The sequence below is a fragment of the Pseudomonas sp. CYM-20-01 genome (assembly GCF_023169845.1).
GTDB classification, from domain to species: Bacteria; Pseudomonadota; Gammaproteobacteria; order Pseudomonadales; family Pseudomonadaceae; genus Aquipseudomonas; species Aquipseudomonas azotoformans.
In genome coordinates this window covers 904,147-927,497 of record NZ_AP025169.1, presented here as the reverse complement: position 1 = coordinate 927,497, position 23,351 = coordinate 904,147, and the positions used below count along the sequence as shown (strand labels likewise).

Here is a 23,351-nt window from a genome sequence, read left to right as displayed (position 1 = left end):
ACTTGTTACACCGAGGCGCCCGCATCGCAGGCAAGCCAGCTCCCACAGAAAAGCGCCCACAGTGTTCCCAAGAATTTGCGTCATCCGAGGTTTTTGAAATGAATGTTTTGATCATTGGCAGCGGTGGCCGTGAACACGCCCTGGCCTGGAAAGTTGCCCAGGACCCACGCGTCCAGAAAGTCTTCGTTGCCCCCGGCAACGCCGGCACCGCCATTGAAGCCAAGTGCGAAAACGTTGCTATCGACGTGCTGGCCCTTGAGCAACTGGCCGACTTCGCTGAAAAGAATGTGTCCCTGACTATCGTCGGCCCGGAAGTGCCGCTGGTGGCGGGTGTCGTGGACCTGTTCCGCAGCCGTGGCCTGGATTGCTTCGGCCCTACCGCCGGTGCGGCCCAGTTGGAAGGCTCCAAGGCCTTCACCAAGGATTTCCTGGCCCGCCACAAGATCCCGACTGCCGACTACCAGAACTTCACCGAGATCGAGCCAGCCCTGGCTTACCTGCGTGAAAAAGGTGCGCCAATCGTGATCAAGGCCGATGGCCTGGCTGCTGGTAAAGGCGTGATCGTGGCGATGACCCTGCAGGAAGCCGAAGACGCCGTGCGCGATATGCTCGCCGGCAACGCGTTCGGTGATGCCGGCTCCCGCGTGGTCATCGAGGAGTTCCTCGACGGCGAAGAAGCCAGCTTCATCGTGATGGTCGACGGCAAGAACGTCTTGCCGATGGCCACCAGCCAGGACCACAAGCGCGTCGGCGACGGCGACACCGGCCCGAACACCGGTGGCATGGGCGCCTACTCCCCTGCCCCGGTGGTCACGGCCGACGTGCACCAGCGCGTCATGGACCTGGTGATCTGGCCGACCGTGCGCGGCATGGCCGACGAAGGCAATGTGTACACCGGTTTCCTGTATGCCGGCCTGATGATCGACAAAGCCGGTAACCCCAAAGTCATCGAGTTCAACTGCCGCTTCGGCGACCCGGAAACCCAACCGGTGATGCTGCGTCTGCAATCGAGCCTGGTGCTGTTGGTGGAAGCCGCATTGGCCCAGGCCCTGGACAAGGTTGAAGCGCAGTGGGACCCACGTCCGAGCGTCGGCATTGTGCTGGCGGCCGGTGGTTACCCTGCCGACTACGCCAAGGGCGATGTGATTGAAGGCCTGGACGCGGCTGCTACGCTGGAAGGCAAGGTGTTCCATGCGGGCACCGCGCTCAAGGATGGCCAGGTCGTAACGGCCGGTGGCCGTGTGCTATGCGCCACCGCCATGGGCGCCAGCGTCGACGCCGCGCAGCAACAGGCTTACAAGCTGGCCGCGAAGATCGACTGGAAAGGCTGTTTCTACCGCAAGGACATCGGCTATCGCGCCATTGCGCGGGAGCGTGGCGAGAACCAGTAAGCAGCTATCCGTTCGGCTAGGCAGGGGCCTCTGGCCCTTGCCGTATGCAGGCCTACCCGCGCATAGTTAACCGTGCATCAACCTACGAAGGGATTTCGCCGTGCGCTGGCTCAGGATCGCCATAGGTTTCACTGTCAGTCTGCTGACACTGCTCTGCTTGTTCCCGGCCCAGGCCGCCGCGCAAGGCAGTGGCTGGGCAGTATTGCTTGATGAACAGGCCGACCTGCAGCTGAGCGACATCCGTTCCTCGCGCTACACCAACCAATTCAGCCCCATCGAACTGGACCGCATTACCGCCGCGGAACCGGACGGTGCGTTGTGGGTACGTTTCAAGCTGCAACCCGGCAAGCACGAACAAGTGCTGCGGGTATTCGCCCCGGACCTGTCGCACCTGAGCCTCTACGTGCTGGACGGCGACACCCTGGTGGAACAACAGAGCACCGGCACACGCCAGCCCCAGGCTGAACGACCGTTGCCCAGCAGTGACTTCATGCTGCCGCTGCCCCAGAGCCAGAAGCCCCTCGAGGTTTACCTGCGCCTGGTCTCGGAACACGAACTGCGCCCCTACATCACCCTGGAACCAGCCGTACTCGCCGCCGCCGACCAGACCCAGACGCTGATCTACGGCCTGCTGTTCGGCTGCCTGCTGATGCTGATCCTGCACAACCTGACGCGCTTCGCCTATCACCGCTCGCGCAGCAGCCTGTGGCTGGCGGCGTGCGAAGTGCTGCTGATGCTCAGCCTGGCGCTGCTGCTCAACCTGGTAGGGCCATGGCTGCCGAACTGGCATGCAATCCAGACACCAGGCGCCTACCTGGCGCTGCTGCTCACCGCACCCTGCGGTTTGATGTTTGCCTACCGTTTCTTCATGCCCCTGGGCCCGCACCCGCTGAACAAGCTGTTGATGGCGGACATCCTGTTCATCGTGCTGTGCGGCCTGTTGCTGTTGTTCGTCAACACCCTGCCGCTGAACATCATCACCTACGCCCTGGTGGCCCTCGCCGGCTTGAGCATGCTGTTTGTCTCAGCCTATCACTGGCAGAAAGGCTACCGCCCGGCACGCCTGTTCGTGGCGGCGATGGTGGTGTTCAACATCGGTACGCTGATCATCCTGCCGGCGTTGCTGGGCCTGACGATGGTCTCGCCCCAGGGCCTGATCGTCACGCTGCTGGCGTTTATCTGCCTCAGCGGCCTGCTGATGAGCCTGGCGTTGGGCGAGCGCCAGCGGGCAATTGTCGAGGCGCGTTTCAGCCTCAGCCGCGACCTGGCGGCGAGCAATGCCGAAATCGCGGCCAAGGCCGAGTTCCTGGCCAAGATCAGCCACGAAATCCGCACCCCCATGAACGGTGTGTTGGGCATGACCGAACTGCTGCTGGGTACGCCACTGTCGGTGAAGCAGCGCGACTACGTGCAAACCATCCACAGCGCCGGCAACGAACTGCTCACGCTGATCAATGAAATCCTCGATATCTCCAAGCTCGAATCCGGCCAGATCGAACTGGACGATGTGCAGTTCGACCTCAATGCGCTGATCGAAGACTGCCTGAGTATCTTCCGCGCCAAGGCCGAGCAGCAGAACGTCGAACTGATCAGCTTTATCCAGCCCCAGGTGCCCCGCGTGATCAGCGGCGACCCGACGCGCCTGCGCCAGGCCATGTTGAGTCTGCTGGAAAACGCCCTGCAAAAGACCGACGAAGGCGAAGTGCTGATCGTGGTGGCCCTGGACGACCGCAGCACCAAGCCACGCCTGCGCATTGCCGTGCAAGACAGCGGCCTGCCGATGGAACCCGCCGAGCGCGATGCCCTGCTGCACAGCGAACTGCACAGCAAGAATTTCTTCTCGGCCACCCGTTTGAACGGCCACCTGGGCCTGGTCATCGCCCGCCAGTTGATCCTGTTGATGAATGGCGAGTTCGGCATCAAGAGCGGCAGCCACCAGGGCAGCACCCTGTGGCTGACCCTGCCGCTGGACCCGGAACGCCTGGAACACCCGACCTCCGACCTCGACGGCCCGCTCAAAGGCGCGCGCGTGCTGGTGGTGGACGACAACGACACCTGCCGTAAAGTACTGGTGCAACAATGTTCGGCCTGGGGCCTCAACGTCAGCGCCGTGCCCTCGGGCAAGGAAGCCCTGGCGTTGCTGCGCACCAAGGCGCACCTGCGCGATTACTTCGATGTGGTGCTGCTGGACCAGAACATGCCCGGCATGACCGGCATGCAACTGGCGGCAAAGATCAAGGAAGACCCGAGCCTGAACCACGACATCCTGCTGATCATGCTCACCGGCATCAGCAACGCGCCGAGCAAGATCATCGCGCGCAATTGCGGGATCAAGCGCATCCTCGCCAAACCGGTGGCCGGCTACACGCTCAAGACCACCCTGGCGGATGAACTGACCCAACGCAGCAAAGGCAACGTGCTGCCACGCCCGGTCCTCAGCGCTCCGGCCGCCATCACCGTGCCGACGGATTTCCGCATCCTGGTAGCCGAGGACAACAGCATCTCCACCAAGGTGATTCGCGGCATGCTCGGCAAGCTCAACCTCAGCCCGGACACTGCCAGCAATGGCGAGGAAGCGCTGGAAGCAATGAAGGCCCAGCGTTATGACCTGGTGTTGATGGACTGCGAAATGCCGATCCTCGATGGTTTCTCGGCGACCCAGCAGCTGCGTGCCTGGGAAGTCAGCCACCAGCGCATCCGCACGCCGGTGGTGGCGTTGACGGCGCACATTCTGTCGGAACACAAGGAGCGTGCGCGCCAGGCCGGGATGGATGGGCATATGGCCAAGCCGGTGGAGTTGTCGCAGTTGCGCGAGCTGGTGGAGTTTTGGGTGGCGCAGCGTCAGCAAAGGCCCGAGCACGCCCCGTCTTAACTTGAAACGCTGCCCTCCTGTAGGAACTGGTTTTTGTGGTGAGCGGGCTTGCCCCGCGCTGGGGCGCGAAGCGGCCCTAAAACCAAACGCCGCAGAGTGCCTGACATAACTCGGCGTTCTTATTGGGGCTGCTTCGCAGCCCAGCGCGGGGCAAGCCCGCTCACCACAAAAGCCCCCTCCCACATTTGATCTCTGGCGCCTGATAGACTCTCCACACTTTCCTCCTGCGAGCCGCCCCCATGCTCCACGTGTTATTCAGCGTCTACCTGAAAATGCTGGTGCTCTACAGCCCGTTCTTCGTGCTGTCCTGCTTTATCAGCCTGACCCGTGGCTATTCCAGCAAAGAGCGGCGGCGCCTGGCGTGGAAGGTGGCGTTGGCGACCCTGGTATCGAGCGTGTTGCTGTACCTGTTCGGCCGGGTGATTTTCAGTGTGTTCGGCATCACCGTCGACGCCTTCCGCATCGGCGCCGGCAGTGTGCTGTTCATTTCCGCCCTGGGCATGGCCCAGGGCAAGTCGGCGGTGCAGACCGACAACGTGCAGCAGGATGTGACCATCGTGCCGCTGACCATCCCACTCACCGTCGGCCCCGGCACCATCGGTGCGCTGCTGGTGATGGGCGTGAGCCAACCGCACTGGGATGACAAGCTCACCGCCATCCTCAGCATCGCCCTGGCCAGCCTCACGGTGGGCGTGGTGCTGTACCTGTCCAACCGTATCGAACGCATCCTCGGTGACCAGGGCTTGCAGATTGTCAGCCGGTTGATGGGCCTGTTCGTCTGCGCCCTGGCCGCGCAGATCATCTTCACCGGGGTACGCGGCTACCTGGTGCCTTAGATCCGGTATTTGGCAATCGCCAGTTGTACTTTGTCTCCCGCGCTCTCGCGCATCAGTTGGATCGTCTTTTCGTTGACCACCGAGGTATTCAGCACCAGGCACGTCTGCCCGCTGAAGGCCTCGCACGAGGAACTGTCCCACTCCAGGAAGGGCAGCCCTACCTGTTTGCTCACGCCGTGAGTGCTGTAGGTCACCAGCACCATCGTCAATTCGCCATCGGTTTCGGCACAGGATGCCAGGCCGAAATCACCGCCCTGGTGCACCGAGCTGTTGCGCTTGAACAATTCAAAAGACGCCGGCGCCTGCTTCAACGCCTCCAGTGCATCCGCCGCCAGTTTCGGCATCACGCTAAGCAGCGGCGCGGACAAGGACGTGGAAGCCAACAGCGTGGCAATAAGGTTCAGCGCCGCCAACTGCACGGTCAGCCCCTTGCCCGAACGTGAGACCCGTTCGAAGCTGCTACGCACCGGGAGCCACCCCAGGCTGACCATCACCTTGATGAATTCGTCGTACCAGTCCTCGGTACCGCGGTGCACATTCAACACATCGCTGACGTAGCTGCTGGCCAGCAGATAACTTTTACGCACGTACTCTCGGTTCAGACCCGAAAGGCCTTCGGCAAACGAAATCACACTGTTGTTGACCACCGCCGCATTGAAGTCATCTTCGGTGTCCAGCGGCACAGACGCGTGCTTGCCTGACGTGCCCGGTAATTTGTAGGCGGCAATCAACTTGCGCCTTTTTGTACTGTTGATCCGTCTGTGATGTCGCTCCATTTTGATTCTCCACAAGCACCCCAACGTGGGGCTTGTGTCCACCCTAGTTCACTGGCCGATGGGCTTTCCAGACGATAAAAATCCCTTGGCGCAACCCGTTGAACCACAACGCCCAGCAATAACGCGGCATCACGGGTGAGTTTCCATATTTCGTCGCAAAAAAAAGAAAAAGCGCCGAACAACGCCAGGAAAATCCCTGGGCAATTCGGCGCTTTCAGGCAGACGACAGGCCGTTTTCAGGAGGCGGGTTTTTCACCGTACCAGCGCGGTGTGTAGACCCATTCACCCCCACCGGCACGGGGGAATGTGCAGGTGGTGGACGAGCCGATCAGCACCATGGTGCGCATGTCCACCTGCTCCGGCGTCAGTTGCCCCAACGTAGTGACACGCAGGCTCTGCCCCGGGCGACCGATATCACGGCCCAGCACCACCGGCGTTTGCGGTGTGCGATGCAGGGCGACGATTTCCAGGGCGCGCCCCAGTTGCCAAGGCCGCGAACGCGAGATCGGGTTGTAGAACGCCAGCGCCAGGTCGGCCTGGGACGCCAGGTCCAGGCGCTTTTCGATGATCGACCAGGGCTTGAGGTTATCCGACAGCGACATCACGCAGAAGTCATGGCCCAACGGTGCGCCGGCCTGGGCGGCAGTGGCAAGCGAAGCCGAGACGCCCGGCAGGATCTCCAGGTCGACCTGATGCCAGGTCGGGTCGCTGGATTCGTGCAACGCCTCAATCACGGCGGCAGCCATGGCAAACACACCCGGGTCGCCGGACGACACCACCACCACCGAACGGCCTTGGGCCGCCAGCTCGAAGGCGTGACGGGCACGCTGCATTTCTTCACGGTTATCGGTGCAATGCTGCACTTGATCTTCGCGGAACGGGCCGGCCATGCGCACATAGGTCTCGTAACCCAGCACATCGGTGCAACGCGCCAGTTCAGCCTTCACCGCTGGCACCATCAACTCGGCGGCACCGGGGCCCAGGCCGATCACGGCAAGGCGGCCACGGACACGACCGATCTGCGACAAGTCCAGCGGCTGTTCAGCCACGCTGACCACGATATCGGCGTCCAGGGAAACGCCGGTAAAACGCAGCGGCACCCCCAGTTCCAACGCCGCGTCACGCAACGACGCTTCGGCCATCTGCGTTTCGCTGGCCAGCAGGCACGCCAGGGATTGCACGGCGATACCCGCTTCATGCAATGCCGTGCGCACACGCTCGGCCAATTGCGCGCCGGGCTTGCAGGTCACGCTGACGTTCTTCGGGTAGATCAGCAATTCATTGGCGGTGGGTTGGCGCTCGGCACTGCCGACATGAATCGCCAGGCGCGCCTGTTGATCCTGCGGCAAGTTGGCCTGATCCAGCCACGGCGCTACACCTTCGATGCGCACACTTTCACCGGCCAACAGGTCGGAAACGAACCGCTTGCCCAACTCGAGGTCGGCCAGCTCATAGCCCTGCGGCGGGTTGAGCAGGCAGGTGCCAAACCGCAGTTCGCCACTGGTGGTGATCGCAGCGGCCACGTTCAACGCGGCAGCAATCTCGCGCGCCATGACGTTCACACCGCCAAGGCCACCGAGCAGCGGCACTACGGCGCTGCCGTCTTCCGCCACGGCCAGCACGGCTGGCTCTTCGCCTTTTTCCAGCAGCAGCGGCGCCAGGGTGCGGATCACGATACCGGCGGCGCACAGCGCAATCAGCGGCGTGCCTTGCTGGTACAACTGGCGCAAGGTCGTGCCGAACTCACTGTAAGTCTGGTCAGCACCTCCAACGCGCCCGGCCAGACCGTGGATCCGCGCCTCGGGGTAGAGCTGTTGGATCCGGCGCGCGGTGGCCAGGCTGCCCTGGCCCAGAATGACAATCGCCGGGTTCATCAACCTTGCCACCTTTCGCCCGGCACGATGATCAGTGAGAAGTACGGCGAAGACGCCGGGTCGACCTGATCCAACGGCACAATCTTCTGGTTGGCCATGGTCGCCCGCTCCACGTACAGCGCACGCTCGGCCAGGCCGAGTTCTTCAAGCACCTGGCGCACTTTCGGGAAGTTGCGGCCCAGCTTCATGATCACCGCCGCGTCGGCGTCTGCCAGGCGCCGCTTCAGATCCTCATGGGGCAACACGCCCGAGAGCACCGACAGGCTCTGGTTGCGATACACCAACGGCGCACCCAGCACCGAGGCGCCGCCGAGCATCGAGCACACGCCGGGGATGACTTGCGCTTCGTAGCGTTCGGCGAGGCGGTCATGCAGGTACATGTAGGAGCCGTAGAAGAACGGGTCGCCTTCACAGATCACCGCCACATCACGGCCGGCATCCAGGTGCGCGGCGACATCGACGCTGGCGGCGTCATAGAAATCGCTGATCACCTGCTCATAGGACATCGGCGCCGGCAGCACCTCGGTGGTTACCGGGTACACCAGCGGCATCAGGGTCTGTTGGGGCACCAAGTGATCTTCGATGATGCCGAAGGCATTGCCCTTCTTGCCCTTGGCCACGAAATACGCCACCACCGGCGATTCGCGCAGCAGGCGCAGCGCCTTGAGGGTGATCAATTCCGGGTCGCCGGGGCCTACGCCCAGGCCGATCAAACGTCCGCGTGCCGGCATTATTCTACCTCCGTGGCCAGGGCATTCACCGCGGCGGCGGCCATCGCACTGCCGCCCAGGCGACCCTGCATGATCACGAACGGCACGCCACGGCTGTCGGCCGCCAGCATCGCCTTGGATTCGGCAGCACCGACAAACCCGACCGGGAAACCCAGGATCAAGGCAGGTTTAGGCGCACCGGCATCGAGCATTTCCAGCAGGTAGAACAACGCGGTCGGCGCATTGCCGATCACCACCACACTGCCTTCCAGGTGCGGACGCCACAGCTCCAGCGCGGCGGCGGAACGGGTGTTGCCCAGCTCCCGCGCCAGCGCCGGCACGCTGTCGTCGCGCAGGGTGCAGATCACTGCGTTATTGGCCGGCAGGCGCGCGCGGGTCACGCCCTCGGAGACCATCCGCGCATCACACAGGATCGGCGCGCCAGCGGCCAACGCATCGCGCCCGGCCTTGCCCGCGCCTTCGGAAAACTGCAGGCCGTCGATGGCCTCGACCATGCCGCACGCATGAATCACGCGCACCGCGAGTTTTTCCAGGTCGGCCGGAATGCGCTCCAACTTGGCTTCCGCGCGAATAATGGCGAAGGAGTTGCGATAGATCTCCTGACCGTCGCGGATGTAATCAATCATCGGTGTTGCTCCGTGGACGAGCGCGCAACAGGGCGCCCGCCGCTTCAATGGAAAGGGTGCGCGCGTGCAGCCGGCCGAAACCGGGTTGGGCTGCGTCGCGGAAATAGAGGTCGTAGTGGCCGGGGCTCACCGCCAGCAAGGTGACCGGCGCAACGTGCGCAGCCGCGCAGGAACGGGGGCAGCCGGACAGGTGCACGTCATGGCCGGGCTGCAAGGCAGCCAGTTGCACGGCATCGGCCTTGGTGTCGGCCAGGGCCTTGCCGCACCCGCTGGCGCCGGTGCAGGCGGTCATGCGCGCCAGGGGTTGATCGATGGAGCAAAGGAAGCCCAGTTGCGCCAGGCGCTCGGTCACGGCGTACGGTTTTTCGATGTTGGCCAGCAACACGCCTTGCCAAGGGGTGAAGCGCAGGGTGCCATCACCGTACTCGCTGGCCAGTTGCGCGGCGCCTTTGAGCATCGTCGCATCCAGGCGGCCCAAGGGTGCGATGGCGGCAACATAAAACTGATTCTTTTGATCCTGTGGATAAGTGCCAAGGTGCAGCAAAGCCCCGCTGGGCTGGCGTTTGAAGCCATCAACAGGCAATAGCGGCTGGTTTAAATGACTCAGCACGTTATCCACAGGCAGGTGGCGCATGCGGGTTTGTTCTGGAGTGGCAATGTCCAGAAACGCCTCCAGCACGGCCACCACCAGCGCATGCCCCTGCTCCAGCGGCACGGCGGCCAGTGGCGCATCCAGCCCCGGGCAACCGGCCAGGCCGAACGCGAGGAGCGTCTGGCCATTGCGGATGAAGGCCGACAGCCACAGGTCGTGGTGATGCTCAAGCATCGCCAGGGCTTCACCGCCATCCAGCTGTATGGCGAACTTGGCTGACAGTTCATGGAAACGTGGGTGGTTTTGCAGGGTGGCGAGGATCTCATCGGCCAGCGGGCGGGTGTCGAACAGCATCTGCGGGTCGATCCCGGCGCTGGGGCTGAGCATCAGGTTGCGGACATCGTCGCCGGCGGCATTGCTGGGACCCAGGCCTGCGGCCAGTAGCAGGGCGATCAATGCCTGCTCTTGGGCACCAATCCCGCGAATCTGCAGGTTGGCGCGGTTGGTCGCCTCGATCACCCCGCCCGCATAGGCCTGGGCCGCATCTGCCACCACTTGGGCTTGCTTGCTGGTGATCGAACCACCGGCCAATTTGATCCGGCAAATACCGCCATCCAACGCCTGGACAATACGCAGCAACCCCGGACAGGCCGAGGGGCGCAAGGTATTCACAGCGGGCGTTGGGTTCACGGGGCTACCGGTTGGTGGGTAAAGGCGCGGTATTATGCCTGCTTTGTCCGGCGGCATGAAAAGCCTGCCCGTCGGATGTCGTTCAAGGAATTCATATGTCGCCCTGGCTGACGGTTGTAGGCATCGGAGAAGACGGCTTCAAGGGGCTGGGCAGGAACGCCCGGCATGCCCTGTTGCGCGCCACGCGGATTATAGGTGCTCAGCGCCAGTTGGACCTGCTGCCGGTGTGTATCCGTGGCGAACGCCAGGTGTGGCCGAGCCCGTTTTCGCTGGAGCCGGTGCTGGCGCGGCGCGGGGAGCCAGTGTGTGTGCTGGCGAGTGGCGATCCAATGTTCTATGGCGTGGGGGCGAGTTTGGCGCGGCAGGTGGCGGCGGATGAGCTGCTGATCTTGCCGGCGCCTTCGTCGGTATCGTTGGCGGCAGCGCGGTTGGGCTGGCCGTTGCAGGACGTGGTGACGTTGTCGGTGGTGGCGCGGCCGTTGGCGGCGCTGAATGCGCACCTGGCCAGTGGGGTGCGGTTGTTGGTGTTGAGTAATGACGGGCGCAGCCCGGCGTTGATTGCTTCGCTGCTAAGCGAATCCGGGTTCGGTGCTAGCCGTTTGTCTGTGTTTGAACACTTGGGCGGCGCGGATGAGCAGCGCATCGACGGGTTGGCGCACTCGTGGGAACACACCTCGGTCGCCGATTTGAACCTCGTCGCCATCGACTGCCTGGCCGACGCCCATACTGCTCGCCTGTCGCGTCGTGCAGGTTTGCCGGACTCAGCCTTTAAGCACGACGGCCAACTGACCAAACGCGATGTGCGCGCCATGACCCTTGCCCGTCTTGCGCCGATGCCCGGCGAACTGCTGTGGGATGTGGGTGCGGGCAGCGGCTCCATTGGGATTGAATGGATGCGCACGCATCCCAGTTGTCGCGCGCTGGCGATTGAAGCCGATGAAGGCCGCCAAGGCCTGATCGAACACAACCGCGACGCCCTTGGCGTGCCCGGCCTGCAACTGATTCGCGGCAAGGCCCCCGCTGCATTGCTTGGCCTGGAAGCACCAGACGCCATCTTCATCGGCGGCGGCGTGACCCGCGAAGGCGTGCTCGACACCTGCTGGCAACACCTGCGCCCTGGCGGGCGGTTGGTCGCCAACGCCGTGACCCTGCAAAGCGAAATGACCTTGATGAACTGGCGCGCGCAGTATGGCGGCGAACTGACGCGCATCCATGTCGCTCAGGCGCAGCCGTTGGGGGAGTTTGATACATGGCGCCAAGCGTTGCCGATTACCTTGCTGGAAGTGGTCAAGCCGCTATGAAACGCATCCTGCTGTTGGGCGGCGTGACCGAAGCGCTGGCCATTGCTCGTACATTGGGCCCGGAACATATCTACAGCCTGGCCGGGGTTGGGCGCGTGCCCACCGACCTGACCTGCCAGGTGCGGGTCGGCGGTTATGGTGGGGCTGAGGGGTTGGCGCGGTTTGTACGGAATGAGGGGATTAGTCTGATTCTCGACGCGACCCATCCGTATGCAGCACAAATCAGCCGCAATGCTGCCGAGGCCGCGCAGTTGAGCGGCGTGCCATGTTGGGCCTTGCGCCGCCCGGCGTGGCAGCCGCAGGCGGGGGATGATTGGCGCGAGGTCAGTGATTGGGCTTCGCTGATTGAAGCGCTCAAACCCTTCAAGCGTCCGTTGTTCACGTTGGGGCGAGAGCCGTTGCAGCACCTTGATGAGATCCCGCCAGAGCAGTTCTGGACACTGCGCACGTTGGATGTGTATCCGGGGAACGAGCGCTGTGAAGTGATCGGCGCGCGTGGGCCGTTCTTGATCGAAGATGAGCGTGCGTTGTTCGCACGGCGTGGCATTGATGTGCTGATCAGCAAGAACAGCGGCAGCACCGCGACGGAGCCGAAGCTGGAAGTGGCAAGGGAGCTTGGAGTGCCGGTGTTGGTGTTGAAGCGGCCGGTGTTGGCAGCAGTGGATCGAGAATTCACTACTGTGCCTGCGGTTCTACAGGCAATCACCACTCTCTAAACACCATCGATTCTATGTGGGAGGGGGCTTGCCCCCGATAGCGGTAGATCACTCACACATGTATAGACTGACACACCGTAATCGGGGGCAAGCCCCCTCCCACCTTTAGAACTGCATCATCACGCAGCGTTTTTCGTTTGCCCGACACCATCATGCACACGATCAGCCAGCAGCAGCGCCAGCTCAATCAACTGCGCAACGCCGAGCAATTCCTCTCGTTTCGAGCCTTCCAGGTCAAACGCAAGATCGCAACTCAGCGCATTCGCCGAGGCAAGGGTTTCGCTGAGATTGACCAACAGGTCTTCGGTGCTGAAGCCGTCGGCTACGGTGAATAGCCGGTGGGGGGGATTTGGGGTGGGTTTGATCATTGTGAAGCTCCGGAGAAGTAATAGAGGAGCTGCCACTGATCGCCGCGACGCGATGGGGGTGGCAGCTGTACGCAGGTTCGCGGACCGATTCTCCAGAACACCGGCATACCCGAAGGTATCCCGCGCACAGCCGCCATAGCGCCGCACAGTAGACGATAAAAAAACGCCAACTGAAAGGAGGCAATGACGCTTCGGCGTCTGGAGAAGTCCGGGCCGCGACGCCCGACCGCTGAGTTTGCAGCGGTGTACGGAGACTAGAGATTGAGTGTCCTAGGGACAACCTTAAAGGCCTGTCGGATATTTCTGCTTGCCCCTATTCATTGTCGAACACCGGCCAAATGTGGGAGGGGGCTTGCCCCCGATAGCGTCAGCTCAGTCAACAAATCAGTGGCTGACCCACCGTCATCGGGGGCAAGCCCCCTCCCACATTTGAGCTGTGCAGCTTTGAAGATCGGCATCCACTCGATTACCCGTCTATCCTCAAACCCGTCACTGCGACACCAAACCACACCGCCCCTTTTTACTTATCCCCTACGATCAGGCTAAATACCCGCCTGATCGTTTAACCCTACGGATTGTCCGCCATGGCCCGTCAACGCTTCGCAATTGCCTGGATCGCCTGCCTTGCAGTGCTGTTCAACGCCTTTGCCATGCCGATGGCCAGCGCGATGCAACAGTCCAGCGACCCGGTCCAGCAATTGCTGTGGGGCAGCTTCTGTTCCTCCAATGGCACGAGCCTCAAGACCATCGCCCTGGGCAAGCTGGAGATCCCGGCGCCGCAGCAGGACGATCATTCCACCATGCAGCATTGCTGGTGCTGCTCGGGCTCGGTGCCGTTGGTGGCGTTGCCGGGGCATGTGCCGCAGTTGTATCTCACCCAATTCAATACTTCACAGCGCTTGCCGCCACCCCAGCTGCAAAGCCCCACCCCGCGCCAGCAATGGCCGAGCCTCAACCCCCGCGCCTCTCCAACGGTCTGATCTTCTTCGCAAGTGAACTGCGTTTAGAACCGTTCTGGAGAACTGCCATGCTCAAATCTTCCCTGCTTCTGGCTGCGTTGTTGCTGCCGGTGTTCAGTGCTGCCAATGCCGATGACTACAAGGCTGGCGACCTGCTGGTCAGCGATCCCTGGTCCCAGGAGTTACCGCCGAATGCGCCGACCGTCGCGGCGTACTTTGTGATTCACAACACCGGTGAGACCCCGGACCGCCTGCTCAGCGTCGACACGCCGGTGGCGGACAAGGCCGAGCTGCACGAGCACGTGATGCAGGGCGACCTGATGAAGATGCAGCAGGTGCCCAGCGTCGCCGTACCGGCCAAGGGCGAGCTGACCTTCGCGCCGATGGCGTATCACGTGATGCTGCTGGGCCTCAAGGACCGCAGCTTGCTGGCGGACGGCAAGCAGTTCCCGCTGACGCTCACCTTCGAAAAGGCCGGCAAGGTCGAGGTGGAAGTGTCGGTGCAAAAGGTGCCACCGATGGCGACACACGAGCATAAGCACGCCCAATAGGCTGACACGCGATGGGCGCCCCTCGCGCCAGGTTGTCTCCACACGCCCGCCTGAGAAGCGGCAGTTGGATCAGCCTGTTCGCCATGCTGATGATCTTTATCGGTCCGCTGATTTCCCAAGCGATGCCGATGGATCATCACGCCGGTATGTCGATGGACATGCCGATGGACCACGGCGCCTCCCATCAACCCAAGGCACCTGACGAACACCACGCCCTCTGGTCCAAGTGCGGCTATTGCGACCTGCTCTATAGCTGCCCCGCCCTGCCCGGCGGCATTTCAACCTTCACCCTGAGCAGCCCGCCGCCGGCCAACGCCCTCACCCCCGCCACACGCCTGGGCCATGCCCGGCAGAGCATCTTCCCCGGCGCTCGCAGCCGTGCGCCGCCCATCGTTTCGTAAGCACTTAACACCGTTACTTCACCCCGGCCGACTTTAGACAGACAGCCGCAGGCTGCTGGCCGTGTTGTTTACGATTGATAGATGGAATGTGTCATGTCCAGGTTTCCTGCTGACTCCCGTATGGGATATACCCCTGTGCTCGCTGCCCTGTGCGGCGCGCTGCTTGCCCCTCACGCTCAGGCCGATGACCACGCCGAGCATGAGCTGTCGCCCACCGTGATCACGGCGATCGCCCCCAGCTCGCCGCTGACCGTCATCACCAACCCCAAAGACCCACGCCAGCCGGTGCCCGCCAGCGACGGCGGCGACTACCTCAAGACCATCCCCGGCTTCGCCCTGGTGCGCAACGGCGGCACCAATGGCGACCCGGTGCTGCGCGGCATGTTCGGCTCGCGCCTGAACATCCTCACCAACGGCAGCATGATGCTCGGCGCCTGCCCCGGCCGCATGGACGCCCCCACCTCGTACATCTCGCCCGAGACCTACGACAAGCTCACCGTGATCAAAGGCCCGCAAACCGTGCTCTGGGGCCCGGGCGCGTCGGCCGGCACCATCCTGTTCGAGCGCGAGCCGGAGCAGTTCGGCGAGCTGGGCACACGCCTCAACGCCAGTGTGCTGGCCGGTTCCAACGGGCGCTTCGACAAGGTCATCGATGCCGCCGCCGGCGGGCCGCTGGGCTACGTGCGGGTGATCGGCAACCAGGCCCATGCCGACGACTACAAGGACGGCAACAACGACACCGTCGCCTCGCGCTACGACAAATGGAACGGTGATGTGGCGGTCGGCTTCACCCCCGACGCCGACACCCTGCTGGAGCTCACCGCCGGCCGTGGCGATGGCGAAGCGCGTTACGCCGGGCGCGGCATGGACGGTTCGCAGTTCCTGCGCGAGAGCCTCGGGCTACGCTTTGAAAAGTCCAACATCGGCGAGGTACTGGACAAGGTCGAGGCCCAGGTCTACTACAACTACGCCGACCACGTGATGGACAACTACAGCCTGCGCACACCGTCCGGCACCGGCATGATGGCCGGCCCAATGGCCTCCAACGTCGACCGGCGCACCCTCGGCGCACGGATCAAGGCCACCTGGCGCTGGGCCGATGTGCAACTGATCAGCGGCCTCGACGCGCAGACCAACGAACACCGCCAGCGCAGCAGCATGGGCATCGACACCTACAAGGACTTGCCCCGGGTCAAGGACGCCAACTTCCATAACTACGGCGTGTTCGGCGAACTGACCTGGTACGCCGCCGACCGCGACCGCCTGATCACCGGCGCACGCCTGGACCGCGCCTCGGCCAAGGATTTCCGCCAAACCAGCGGCTCGGGGATGATGTCCCGCCCGAACCCGACCGCCGACGACACCCGCGCCGACACCCTGCCATCGGGCTTCGTGCGGTATGAACACGACCTGGCCGACAGCCCCACCACCGTCTATGCGGGCCTGGGCCATTCGGAACGCTTCCCGGATTACTGGGAGCTGTTTTCGCCCAACACCGGCGCGGTCGGTTCGGTGAATGCCTTCGACGGTGTGAAGCCGGAGAAAACCACCCAGCTCGACTTCGGCGCGCAGTACAAAGCCGACGATCTGGAAGCCTGGGCCTCGGGTTACATCGGCCGGGTACAGGACTTCATCCTGTTCGACTACAGGCCCGGGATGATGGGTACCACCTCCCAGGCTCGCAACGTCGACGCGCGCATCATGGGCGGCGAATTGGGCGCGGCGTACAAGCTGACGCGCAACTGGAAGGCTGACGCCACCCTCGCCTACGCCTGGGGCAAGAACAGCAGCGACGGCAAGGCGCTGCCGCAAATGCCACCGCTGGATGCACGCCTGGGCCTGACCTACAGCGAAGACGACTGGAGCGCCGGGGCGTTGTGGCGTGTGGTGGCGGCGCAACACCGCATCGACCCCAACAAGGGCAACGTGGTCGGCAAGGACTACGACAAGAGCAGCGGTTTTGGCGTGTTCTCGCTGAACGCGGCGTACCGCATCAACAAACACTTCAAGGTCAGCACCGGCGTCGACAACCTGTTCGGCAAGGCCTACGCCGAGCACTTGAACCTGGCCGGCAACGCCGGGTTCGGCTACCCGGCCACCGACCCGCAAGCCATCAAGGAGCCAGGGCGAACGCTCTGGACCAAAGTCGACATGAGCTTCTAAGAGCATCGGAGGCAAGCCCCCTCCCACATTTGAAGGTGTTCACAAAATCAAGTGTGGGAGGGGGCTTGCCCCCGATGACGGCCAACCAGACACAAAAAATTCAAAGCCTTGCGGAGCCCAATGATGAGCACTCAAAAAATATCCTTCTACAACCTGGCCTGGCGCTGGCACTTCTACGCCGGCCTCTTCGTCGCCCCTTTCATGGTGCTGCTGGCCCTGACCGGCATCATCTACCTGTTCAAACCCCAGCTCGACCCGCTGATGTACGGCGACCTGCTCAAGGTGCAAAGCGCCGAGCACGCCCTGAGCGCCGACGAGCAACTGCAACGCGCCCAGGCGGCCTATCCCAAGGCTGCGATCAGCAAATACCTGCCCCCCGCCGACGCCACCAGCAGCGCGCAGTTCGTGATGCATAACAACGCGCGCGAAGTGACGGTCTTTGTCGACCCCTACCGCGGCACGGTCCTCGGCGAACAGGATGCCAAATACAACCTGCAAGCCATCGCCCGCGCCCTGCACGGTGAGCTGATGATTGGCACGGTCGGCGACCGCCTGGTGGAGCTCGCCGCCGGTTGGGGCGTGATGCTGGTGGTGTCGGGCCTGTACCTATGGTGGCCGCGTGGCAAATCATCGGCGGGCGTATTGTGGCCGCGCTTCACTGCCCGTGGCCGGGTGCTCTGGCGTGACCTGCATGCGGTCACCGGCTTCTGGGGCGCCTCGCTGTTGCTGGTGATGCTGCTCAGCGGCATGACCTGGACCGGCTTCTGGGGCAAGCAATACGCCGAGCTGTGGAATCGCTTTCCAGCGGCGATGTGGAACAACGTGCCGCAGTCCGACCAACAGGCGCGCAGCCTCAATACAGCCAGTCAACAGACCGTGCCGTGGGCCATGGAGAACACGCCGATGCCGATGTCCGGCGACCACGCCGAGCACATGAACCACGGCGCCCTGCACGCTGCGCCGGCTGCACCTGCGTTGCGCCTGCAACAAGTGGTCGACCTGGCCAACGCGCGCCATGTCGAGCCCGGCTACAGCATCACCTTTCCCACCACCGCCGAAGGTGTATTCACCATCGCGGTGTTCGCCAACGACCCACGCAACGACGCCACCTTGCATGTGGACCAGTACACCGGCAAAGTCCTCGCCGATGTGCGCTGGGAGCACTACAACCTAGTGGCGCGCGCCACCGAGACCGGGGTGATGCTGCACGAGGGCAAGATGTTCGGCTGGGTCAACCAGCTGATCGTGCTGCTGATCTGCCTGATGATCCTGCTCAGCGCGGTCAGCGGCGTGGTGATCTGGTGGAAGCGTCGGCCGGTGGGCGGGCTGGGTGTTCCGCCGCTGCGCCATGACCTGCCGAAGTGGAAAACCGCGATGGTGATCATGCTCGGGCTGGCGATCGTTTTCCCGCTGGTGGGTGCGTCGTTGATCGTGGTGTGGGTGTTGGATCGCCTGGTGCTGTCGCGGCTGTTCGCACAACGTGAAGCTGCCTCAGGTTCGACATGAAATAGGCGAGATGCCCCACATAGAGGCGTTATGTAGTCTTACGCGGGCTTTCACCCTCGACGTAGGAAGTGTTAACTTATAACACTTACTGCATACCTCAGCTCGCCGCGCCCAGCGGCGAGCACTGCCGCCAAGAAGATTTTCCACCCGATGAACAAGTACCTCGCGTCCGGCCTGTGCCTGCTCGCCCTGCATACCAGCGCCCAGGCCCTGACCCTGCCCGCCAGCCCTGTCACCGCACCTGCCGTGGACGATGATCACGTCGACCTCAAGACCCCGACCACCGCCGGCTCGCGCCTGAATCTCACGGCCCTGCAAACCCCCGGCAGCGTCGAGAGCCAGACCGGTACGCAGATTCGCGAACGCGGCGACGCCAGTGTGCAGGACGCGATTTCCCGCGCCACCGGCATCAGCCGCACCGGCACGCCGGGCGACGGCGGCACCTCGTTGTCGGCCCGGGGTTTTACCGGCCAGGGCTCGGTGATGCAGTTGTATGACGGCAACCGCATGTACATGGGCATGGGCACCTCGACCTTCCCGGTGGACACCTGGTCGGTGGAGCGCGTCGACGTACTGCGCGGCCCGGCCTCGGTGCTGTACGGCGAAGGCGCCACCGGTGCGGTGATCAACACCGTGCCGAAAAAGCCCTTCGACGGCGCGATCGAAAACCACATCCGCCTCGGCTACGGTTCCTACGATCGCCAGCAACAAGCCCTAGACAGCGGCGGCTCGCTGACCGACACCCTGAGCTACCGCCTGAACCTCAATCGCCTGCGCAGCAACGGTTTTATCGACCGTGGCGACTCCAGCAGCGACTTCGTCAGCGGTGCCCTGCGCTGGCAGGCGGCAGACAACCTGAGCTTCACCTTCGCCAGCGACTACGGCGACCAGCGCCCGCAGAACTACTTCGGCACACCACTGATCAATGGCCAGTTGCACAAAGGCCTGCGCGACAAGAACTACAACGTCAGCAACGACACCCAGCACTACAACGACCAGTGGACGCGCCTGACCAGCGAGTGGCAGATCAACGACAACGTCAGCGCCACCAACGAGCTGTATTACCTGAAAAACCAGCGTCGCTGGCAGAACGCCGAGAACTACAACTTCACCGGCGGCCAACTGACCCGCAGCGGCAACTACGGCATCAAGCACAACCAGGAACAGGTCGGCGACCGCCAGACCTTCACCTTCAAGCACAGCCTGTTCGGCCTCGACAGCCAGACCGTGACCGGCGTGGAATACAACCGTATCCGCTTCCGCCTGGCCAGCAACTCGCCGTTTACCGACACCTTTGCCAGCGGCCAACCCATCGACGTGAACCACCCCGCCCCGGGCCAGTTCGCCAGCAACGACCCGTTCAAGCCGCTGTTCGCCACCACCACCAAAACCGTTGCCGGCTTTGCGGAAAACCGCCTGCAACTCACCGACCAACTGTCGCTGATCACCGGCCTGCGCCGCGACTACGCGCACATCGACCGCGAAGAACTGCGCACCGGCAGCCAGTCCGACAAGACCCTTACCGGCAATAACTGGAAGGCCGGCCTGGTCTACGCGATCACGCCCGACACCTCGGTCTACGGCCAGTACGCCACCAGCACCGACGGCGTCGGTGGCCTGATTTCCCTGAGCCAGGGCCAGCAGCAGTTCGACCTGTCCACCGCCAAGCAGACTGAAATCGGCATCAAGCAAGCCTTCTGGGACCAGCGCGGTGAATGGACGTTGGCCGCCTACCACATCGTCAAAAAGAAACTGCTCACCGACGTGCCGGGCAACCCGAGCCTGCAGCAGCAAGTCGGCCAGCAATCCTCCCGTGGCCTGGAAGCCAGCCTCGACCTGCAACTGCCACACGCCTGGCAACTGCAAGCCAACGCGGCCATCGTGCATGCGCAATACGACGACTTCAAACAGGACGTCAACGGCGTGCAAGTCTCCCGCGACGGCAACCGCCCGGTGGACGTGCCGCGCCGCACCGCCAACCTGTGGTTGAGCAAGGCGGTGACCGACAATGTCCGCGCCGGCGCCGGTGTGCGTTATGTGGATGCACGCTATGCCGACATGGCCAACCAGAACGAGTTGCCCAGCTACACCGTGGTCGATGCCACCGTATCGTGGAAAGCCCTGCGCAACACCACCCTGGGCCTGCAGTTGAACAACCTGTTCGACCGCACCTATGCCGTCAGCCAATACAACGACGGCCAGCAGTGGATCCTCGGTGAACCACGCTCGTTCTTTGTCACGGCGGACTACACCTTCTGATGACCGCACTCACCCTCACCGACCTGGCCTGGACCCCGCCGGGGCATGACCACTGCCATCACCGGTTCCAGCTGCGTGACGCCAGCCTGCAGGTCGGTGCGGGAGAGTTCGTCGGCCTGATCGGGCCTAACGGCAGTGGCAAGACCAGCCTGTTGCGCTGCGCCTACCGGTTCAGCAAACCGGCGCAGGGCGACGTGTTGCTCGACCATCAGAACGTGTGGAAACAGAGTTCGAAGTGGTGCGCGCAACGCATCGCCGTGGTGTTGCAGGAGTTCCCGGATGCCTTCGGCCTGCGCGTCGATGAAGTGGTCGCCATGGGCCGTACGCCGCACAAGGGCCTGTTCGACGGCGACACGCTGCACGACCGGCAGTTGATCCAGCAGGTGCTGGCATCCGTCGGCATGCAAGGCTTCGAGGACCACGCCTTCGCCACTCTCTCCGGCGGCGAAAAACAACGTGTGATCCTGGCCCGGGCCCTGGCCCAGCAGCCGCAATTGCTGATCCTCGACGAGCCGACCAATCACCTCGACCCGCGTTACCAACTGGAGCTGTTGCGCTTGGTCAAGCGCCTGCACATCGGTACCCTGGCGAGCATTCACGACCTCAACCTGGCCGCCGCCTTCTGCGATCGCCTGTACGTGATCAACCACGGGCGCATCGTCGCCAACGGCACGCCCCATGAGGTGCTGACCCGCGAACTGCTGCGCGATGTGTTTGGCGTCGAGGCGTTGATCGATACCCACCCGCTGTCCGGCTACCCCCGAATCACCTGGATAACCCAACCATGATCCTGCGTTCGCTGCTTGCCATTACCTTGCTGTTCAATACCGCCGGGGCACTCGCCGCAGCGACCCACTACCCGGTTACCATCAAGAGCTGCAACCGCGACGTGACCTTCCAGGAAGCGCCGAAACACGCGGTGAGCCACGACATCAACATGACCCAGATGATGCTCGCCCTCGGCCTCAAGCCGAGCATGGCCGGTTACAGCGGCGTCACCGGCTGGAAGTCGGTCACCCCGGAAATGGCCGGGCTGCTCGACGGCCTGCCGGAGCTGGCGAGCAAGTACCCTTCGGTGGAAACCCTGCTCAACGCCAACGTGGATTTCTTCTTCGCCGGCTGGGACTACGGCATGCGTGTGGGCGGCGACCTCACACCAAGCACGCTGCAACCCTTGGGCATCAACGTGTATGAGCTGACCGAATCCTGTGCCTTCGTGATGAAGCGCCCGGCTGCGACTCTGGAAGACACCTATAACGACCTGCGCAACCTGGGCAAGATCTTCGATGTGCAGGACCGCGCCAATGCCTTGATCGCGCAGATGCAGGCGCAGGTCGCCGAGGTACAAAAAGACCTGCCCGCCGACAAGCCCCGGGTGTTCCTCTACGACAGCGGTGAAGACCGCGCCATGACCTCCGGCCGCCTGGGCATGCCCCAGGCGCTGATCGACGCGGCGGGCGGGCGCAACATTCTCGATGACATCGAGGCCAGTTGGACCCGCGTCAACTGGGAGACCGTGGTGGAGCGCAACCCGCAGGTGATCGTGATCGTCGACTACAGCGAAGTCACTGCCGAACAGAAAGAGCAATTCCTGCTCGACAACCCGGCGCTGCAAGCGGTGGATGCGATCCGCAACCAGCGCTTTATCGTGATCCCTTACGTGCAGGCCACGCCGGGTATCGACAACGTGCTGGCGGTGGAAACCCTGGCCAAGGGGTTCCACGGCGAATGATCACCCGTCGCTATGGGCTGCTGCTCGCCGCGCTTGGCGCGGTGCTGCTGGTCTCCTGCGTCCTGTCGCTGGGCTTCGGCCCGGCACGGGTGCCGGTGGACGTGGTGTGGCGAATCCTGCTGTACAAGGCGCTCGGCATCGGTGAAGTGAATTGGCCGGCCGGGCAGGAACATATCGTGTGGCTGATCCGCGTGCCGCGCATGCTGCTCGGCGCACTGGTGGGCGCCGGGCTGGCGTTGATCGGCGCAGTGTTGCAGGCGGTCACGCGCAACCCGTTGGCTGATCCGCACCTGCTCGGCGTCACGTCCGGCGCCACCCTGGGCGCGGTAATCGTGGTGCTGCATGTGGGCGAAGTCATCGGCCTGCTGACCCTGCCCATCGCCGCGTTTATCGGAGCATTGGCGAGCATGCTGGTGGTGTTGGCCGTAGCCAGTCGTAACGGCCGGCTGGAAAGCGATCGCCTGTTGCTGTGCGGTGTGGCGGTGTCGTTTGTGATGATGGCGGCGGCCAATCTGCTGCTGTTCATGGGTGACCATCGCGCCGCCTCGGCGGTGATGTTCTGGATGCTCGGCGGCCTCGGCCTGGCGCGCTGGGAGCTGCTGGCGATTCCGGCGTTGACGGTACTGCTGGGGCTGCTGGTGCTGCTGGGCATGGCGCGCCCGTTGAACGCGCTGATGGCCGGCGAGCAGACCGCCGTGACCCTCGGCCTGAACGCCCGCACCGTGCGGCTGAAGGTGTTCCTGGTGGCCTCATTGATGACCGGCGTGCTGGTCTCCATCAGCGGCTCCATCGGCTTTGTCGGGCTGATGGTGCCGCACATTGCCCGACGTCTCGTCGGTGCCGAGCATCGCCGCCTGCTGCCGGTGTGCGCGCTGCTGGGCAGCTTGTTCCTGGTGTGGGTCGACGTGGCCGCACGCACCCTCATCGCCCCCGAAGACCTGCCCATCGGCGTGGCCACGGCGGCGATTGGCGGATTGTTCTTCATCGGTTTGATGCGCCGGCGCTGA

At 63.4% G+C, this 23,351-nt stretch carries 20 protein-coding genes; 14 read left to right on the top strand and 6 right to left on the bottom strand.

The window, feature by feature from the left end; all coding sequences use genetic code 11:
- Positions 1-98: 98 nt before the first annotated feature.
- The 3 genes from purD (at position 99) to M2497_RS03955 (ending at position 5,099) form a co-directional block, all read left to right on the top strand.
- A complete protein-coding gene (gene purD, locus M2497_RS03965; RefSeq protein WP_071493000.1) occupies positions 99-1,391 on the top strand; it encodes a phosphoribosylamine--glycine ligase in 1,293 nt (430 codons plus the stop codon).
- A gap of 100 nt (positions 1,392-1,491) precedes the next feature.
- Positions 1,492-4,263: a hybrid sensor histidine kinase/response regulator gene (locus M2497_RS03960; protein ID WP_248485915.1), complete on the top strand. Its 2,772-nt coding sequence runs from the start codon at positions 1,492-1,494 to the stop codon at positions 4,261-4,263.
- A 239-nt stretch (positions 4,264-4,502) separates the two neighbouring features.
- On the top strand, positions 4,503-5,099 hold the full coding sequence (locus tag M2497_RS03955) for a MarC family protein (RefSeq protein WP_003171467.1): 597 nt from the start codon (positions 4,503-4,505) through the stop codon (positions 5,097-5,099).
- Here M2497_RS03955 and M2497_RS03950 read toward each other — a convergent pair.
- The 5 genes from M2497_RS03950 to cobG form a co-directional block, all read right to left on the bottom strand.
- The gene (locus M2497_RS03950; protein ID WP_248485914.1) at positions 5,096-5,875 is read right to left on the bottom strand and encodes a hypothetical protein; all 780 of its coding nucleotides are present in this window, start codon (positions 5,873-5,875) and stop codon (positions 5,096-5,098) included. The two genes, M2497_RS03955 and M2497_RS03950, sit on opposite strands and share 4 nt — an antisense overlap.
- Positions 5,876-6,111: 236 nt before the next feature.
- A complete protein-coding gene (gene cobJ / locus M2497_RS03945) occupies positions 6,112-7,749 on the bottom strand; it encodes a precorrin-3B C(17)-methyltransferase (RefSeq protein ID WP_248485913.1) in 1,638 nt (545 codons plus the stop codon).
- Positions 7,749-8,480 carry a precorrin-2 C(20)-methyltransferase gene (locus tag M2497_RS03940; RefSeq protein ID WP_058423571.1) on the bottom strand — a complete coding sequence of 244 codons (732 nt, stop codon included), beginning with the start codon at positions 8,478-8,480 and terminating at the stop codon, positions 7,749-7,751. The genes cobJ and M2497_RS03940 overlap by 1 nt, the downstream gene beginning before the upstream one ends.
- Positions 8,480-9,106, bottom strand: coding sequence for a precorrin-8X methylmutase (locus M2497_RS03935; protein WP_248485912.1), 627 nt, complete (start codon positions 9,104-9,106; stop codon positions 8,480-8,482). The genes M2497_RS03940 and M2497_RS03935 overlap by 1 nt, the downstream gene beginning before the upstream one ends.
- Entirely contained in the window at positions 9,099-10,445 is a 1,347-nt protein-coding gene (cobG, locus tag M2497_RS03930) for a precorrin-3B synthase (protein ID WP_248485911.1), read from the bottom strand. Before cobG ends, M2497_RS03935 begins: the two co-directional genes overlap by 8 nt.
- 38 nt (positions 10,446-10,483) lie before the next feature.
- Between cobG and cbiE the strand changes: the two genes are divergently transcribed.
- Together cbiE and M2497_RS03920 are read left to right on the top strand one after the other, a co-directional pair.
- Positions 10,484-11,689, top strand: coding sequence for a precorrin-6y C5,15-methyltransferase (decarboxylating) subunit CbiE (cbiE, locus tag M2497_RS03925; RefSeq protein ID WP_248485910.1), 1,206 nt, complete (start codon positions 10,484-10,486; stop codon positions 11,687-11,689).
- Positions 11,686-12,405 carry a cobalt-precorrin-6A reductase gene (locus tag M2497_RS03920; RefSeq protein ID WP_248485909.1) on the top strand — a complete coding sequence of 240 codons (720 nt, stop codon included), beginning with the start codon at positions 11,686-11,688 and terminating at the stop codon, positions 12,403-12,405. Before cbiE ends, M2497_RS03920 begins: the two co-directional genes overlap by 4 nt.
- A gap of 119 nt (positions 12,406-12,524) precedes the next feature.
- Here the strand turns inward: M2497_RS03920 and M2497_RS03915 are convergent, their stop codons facing one another.
- Positions 12,525-12,773 carry a DUF6124 family protein gene (locus M2497_RS03915; RefSeq protein WP_064053944.1) on the bottom strand — a complete coding sequence of 83 codons (249 nt, stop codon included), beginning with the start codon at positions 12,771-12,773 and terminating at the stop codon, positions 12,525-12,527.
- Positions 12,774-13,357: 584 nt separating this feature from the next.
- Between M2497_RS03915 and M2497_RS03910 the strand changes: the two genes are divergently transcribed.
- From M2497_RS03910 to M2497_RS03870, 9 genes are all read left to right on the top strand, one after another.
- Complete coding sequence (locus tag M2497_RS03910) at positions 13,358-13,753, top strand: DUF2946 domain-containing protein (protein ID WP_248485908.1); 396 nt, start codon at positions 13,358-13,360, stop codon at positions 13,751-13,753.
- Between the two features lie 47 nt (positions 13,754-13,800).
- On the top strand, positions 13,801-14,283 hold the full coding sequence (locus tag M2497_RS03905; RefSeq protein ID WP_248485907.1) for a copper chaperone PCu(A)C: 483 nt from the start codon (positions 13,801-13,803) through the stop codon (positions 14,281-14,283).
- Positions 14,284-14,294: 11 nt separating this feature from the next.
- The gene (locus M2497_RS03900) at positions 14,295-14,684 is read left to right on the top strand and encodes a DUF2946 domain-containing protein (RefSeq protein WP_248485906.1); all 390 of its coding nucleotides are present in this window, start codon (positions 14,295-14,297) and stop codon (positions 14,682-14,684) included.
- A gap of 93 nt (positions 14,685-14,777) precedes the next feature.
- Positions 14,778-16,847, top strand: a complete 2,070-nt coding sequence (locus M2497_RS03895) for a TonB-dependent copper receptor (RefSeq protein ID WP_248485905.1) — start codon at positions 14,778-14,780, stop codon at positions 16,845-16,847.
- A gap of 123 nt (positions 16,848-16,970) precedes the next feature.
- The gene (locus M2497_RS03890) at positions 16,971-18,353 is read left to right on the top strand and encodes a PepSY domain-containing protein (RefSeq protein WP_248485904.1); all 1,383 of its coding nucleotides are present in this window, start codon (positions 16,971-16,973) and stop codon (positions 18,351-18,353) included.
- Positions 18,354-18,503: 150 nt separating this feature from the next.
- Positions 18,504-20,612, top strand: coding sequence for a TonB-dependent receptor (locus M2497_RS03885; RefSeq protein WP_248485903.1), 2,109 nt, complete (start codon positions 18,504-18,506; stop codon positions 20,610-20,612).
- Positions 20,612-21,400 carry an ABC transporter ATP-binding protein gene (locus tag M2497_RS03880; RefSeq protein WP_248485902.1) on the top strand — a complete coding sequence of 263 codons (789 nt, stop codon included), beginning with the start codon at positions 20,612-20,614 and terminating at the stop codon, positions 21,398-21,400. The genes M2497_RS03885 and M2497_RS03880 overlap by 1 nt, the downstream gene beginning before the upstream one ends.
- Positions 21,397-22,344 (top strand): ABC transporter substrate-binding protein, encoded by a 948-nt coding sequence (locus tag M2497_RS03875; protein WP_248485901.1) that lies wholly within the window; start codon positions 21,397-21,399, stop codon positions 22,342-22,344. Before M2497_RS03880 ends, M2497_RS03875 begins: the two co-directional genes overlap by 4 nt.
- The gene (locus tag M2497_RS03870) at positions 22,341-23,351 is read left to right on the top strand and encodes an iron ABC transporter permease (RefSeq protein ID WP_248485900.1); all 1,011 of its coding nucleotides are present in this window, start codon (positions 22,341-22,343) and stop codon (positions 23,349-23,351) included. The genes M2497_RS03875 and M2497_RS03870 overlap by 4 nt, the downstream gene beginning before the upstream one ends.

What these genes read in the sequence shown, in the direction of transcription:
- M2497_RS03955 (WP_003171467.1), top strand. Translation starts at nt 4,503, where the DNA reads ATGCTCCACGTGTTATTCAGCGTCTACCTGAAAATGCTGGTGCTCTAC.
- M2497_RS03890 (WP_248485904.1), top strand. Translation starts at nt 16,971, where the DNA reads ATGAGCACTCAAAAAATATCCTTCTACAACCTGGCCTGGCGCTGGCAC.
- M2497_RS03940 (WP_058423571.1), bottom strand. Translation starts at nt 8,480, where the DNA reads ATGCCGGCACGCGGACGTTTGATCGGCCTGGGCGTAGGCCCCGGCGAC.
- cobJ (WP_248485913.1), bottom strand. Translation starts at nt 7,749, where the DNA reads ATGAACCCGGCGATTGTCATTCTGGGCCAGGGCAGCCTGGCCACCGCG.
- M2497_RS03895 (WP_248485905.1), top strand. Translation starts at nt 14,778, where the DNA reads ATGTCCAGGTTTCCTGCTGACTCCCGTATGGGATATACCCCTGTGCTC.
- cobG (WP_248485911.1), bottom strand. Translation starts at nt 10,445, where the DNA reads ATGCCGCCGGACAAAGCAGGCATAATACCGCGCCTTTACCCACCAACC.
- M2497_RS03910 (WP_248485908.1), top strand. Translation starts at nt 13,358, where the DNA reads ATGGCCCGTCAACGCTTCGCAATTGCCTGGATCGCCTGCCTTGCAGTG.
- M2497_RS03935 (WP_248485912.1), bottom strand. Translation starts at nt 9,106, where the DNA reads ATGATTGATTACATCCGCGACGGTCAGGAGATCTATCGCAACTCCTTC.
- cbiE (WP_248485910.1), top strand. Translation starts at nt 10,484, where the DNA reads ATGTCGCCCTGGCTGACGGTTGTAGGCATCGGAGAAGACGGCTTCAAG.
- M2497_RS03875 (WP_248485901.1), top strand. Translation starts at nt 21,397, where the DNA reads ATGATCCTGCGTTCGCTGCTTGCCATTACCTTGCTGTTCAATACCGCC.
- M2497_RS03905 (WP_248485907.1), top strand. Translation starts at nt 13,801, where the DNA reads ATGCTCAAATCTTCCCTGCTTCTGGCTGCGTTGTTGCTGCCGGTGTTC.
- M2497_RS03920 (WP_248485909.1), top strand. Translation starts at nt 11,686, where the DNA reads ATGAAACGCATCCTGCTGTTGGGCGGCGTGACCGAAGCGCTGGCCATT.
- M2497_RS03900 (WP_248485906.1), top strand. Translation starts at nt 14,295, where the DNA reads ATGGGCGCCCCTCGCGCCAGGTTGTCTCCACACGCCCGCCTGAGAAGC.
- M2497_RS03950 (WP_248485914.1), bottom strand. Translation starts at nt 5,875, where the DNA reads ATGGAGCGACATCACAGACGGATCAACAGTACAAAAAGGCGCAAGTTG.
- M2497_RS03915 (WP_064053944.1), bottom strand. Translation starts at nt 12,773, where the DNA reads ATGATCAAACCCACCCCAAATCCCCCCCACCGGCTATTCACCGTAGCC.
- M2497_RS03870 (WP_248485900.1), top strand. Translation starts at nt 22,341, where the DNA reads ATGATCACCCGTCGCTATGGGCTGCTGCTCGCCGCGCTTGGCGCGGTG.
- M2497_RS03880 (WP_248485902.1), top strand. Translation starts at nt 20,612, where the DNA reads ATGACCGCACTCACCCTCACCGACCTGGCCTGGACCCCGCCGGGGCAT.
- M2497_RS03885 (WP_248485903.1), top strand. Translation starts at nt 18,504, where the DNA reads ATGAACAAGTACCTCGCGTCCGGCCTGTGCCTGCTCGCCCTGCATACC.
- purD (WP_071493000.1), top strand. Translation starts at nt 99, where the DNA reads ATGAATGTTTTGATCATTGGCAGCGGTGGCCGTGAACACGCCCTGGCC.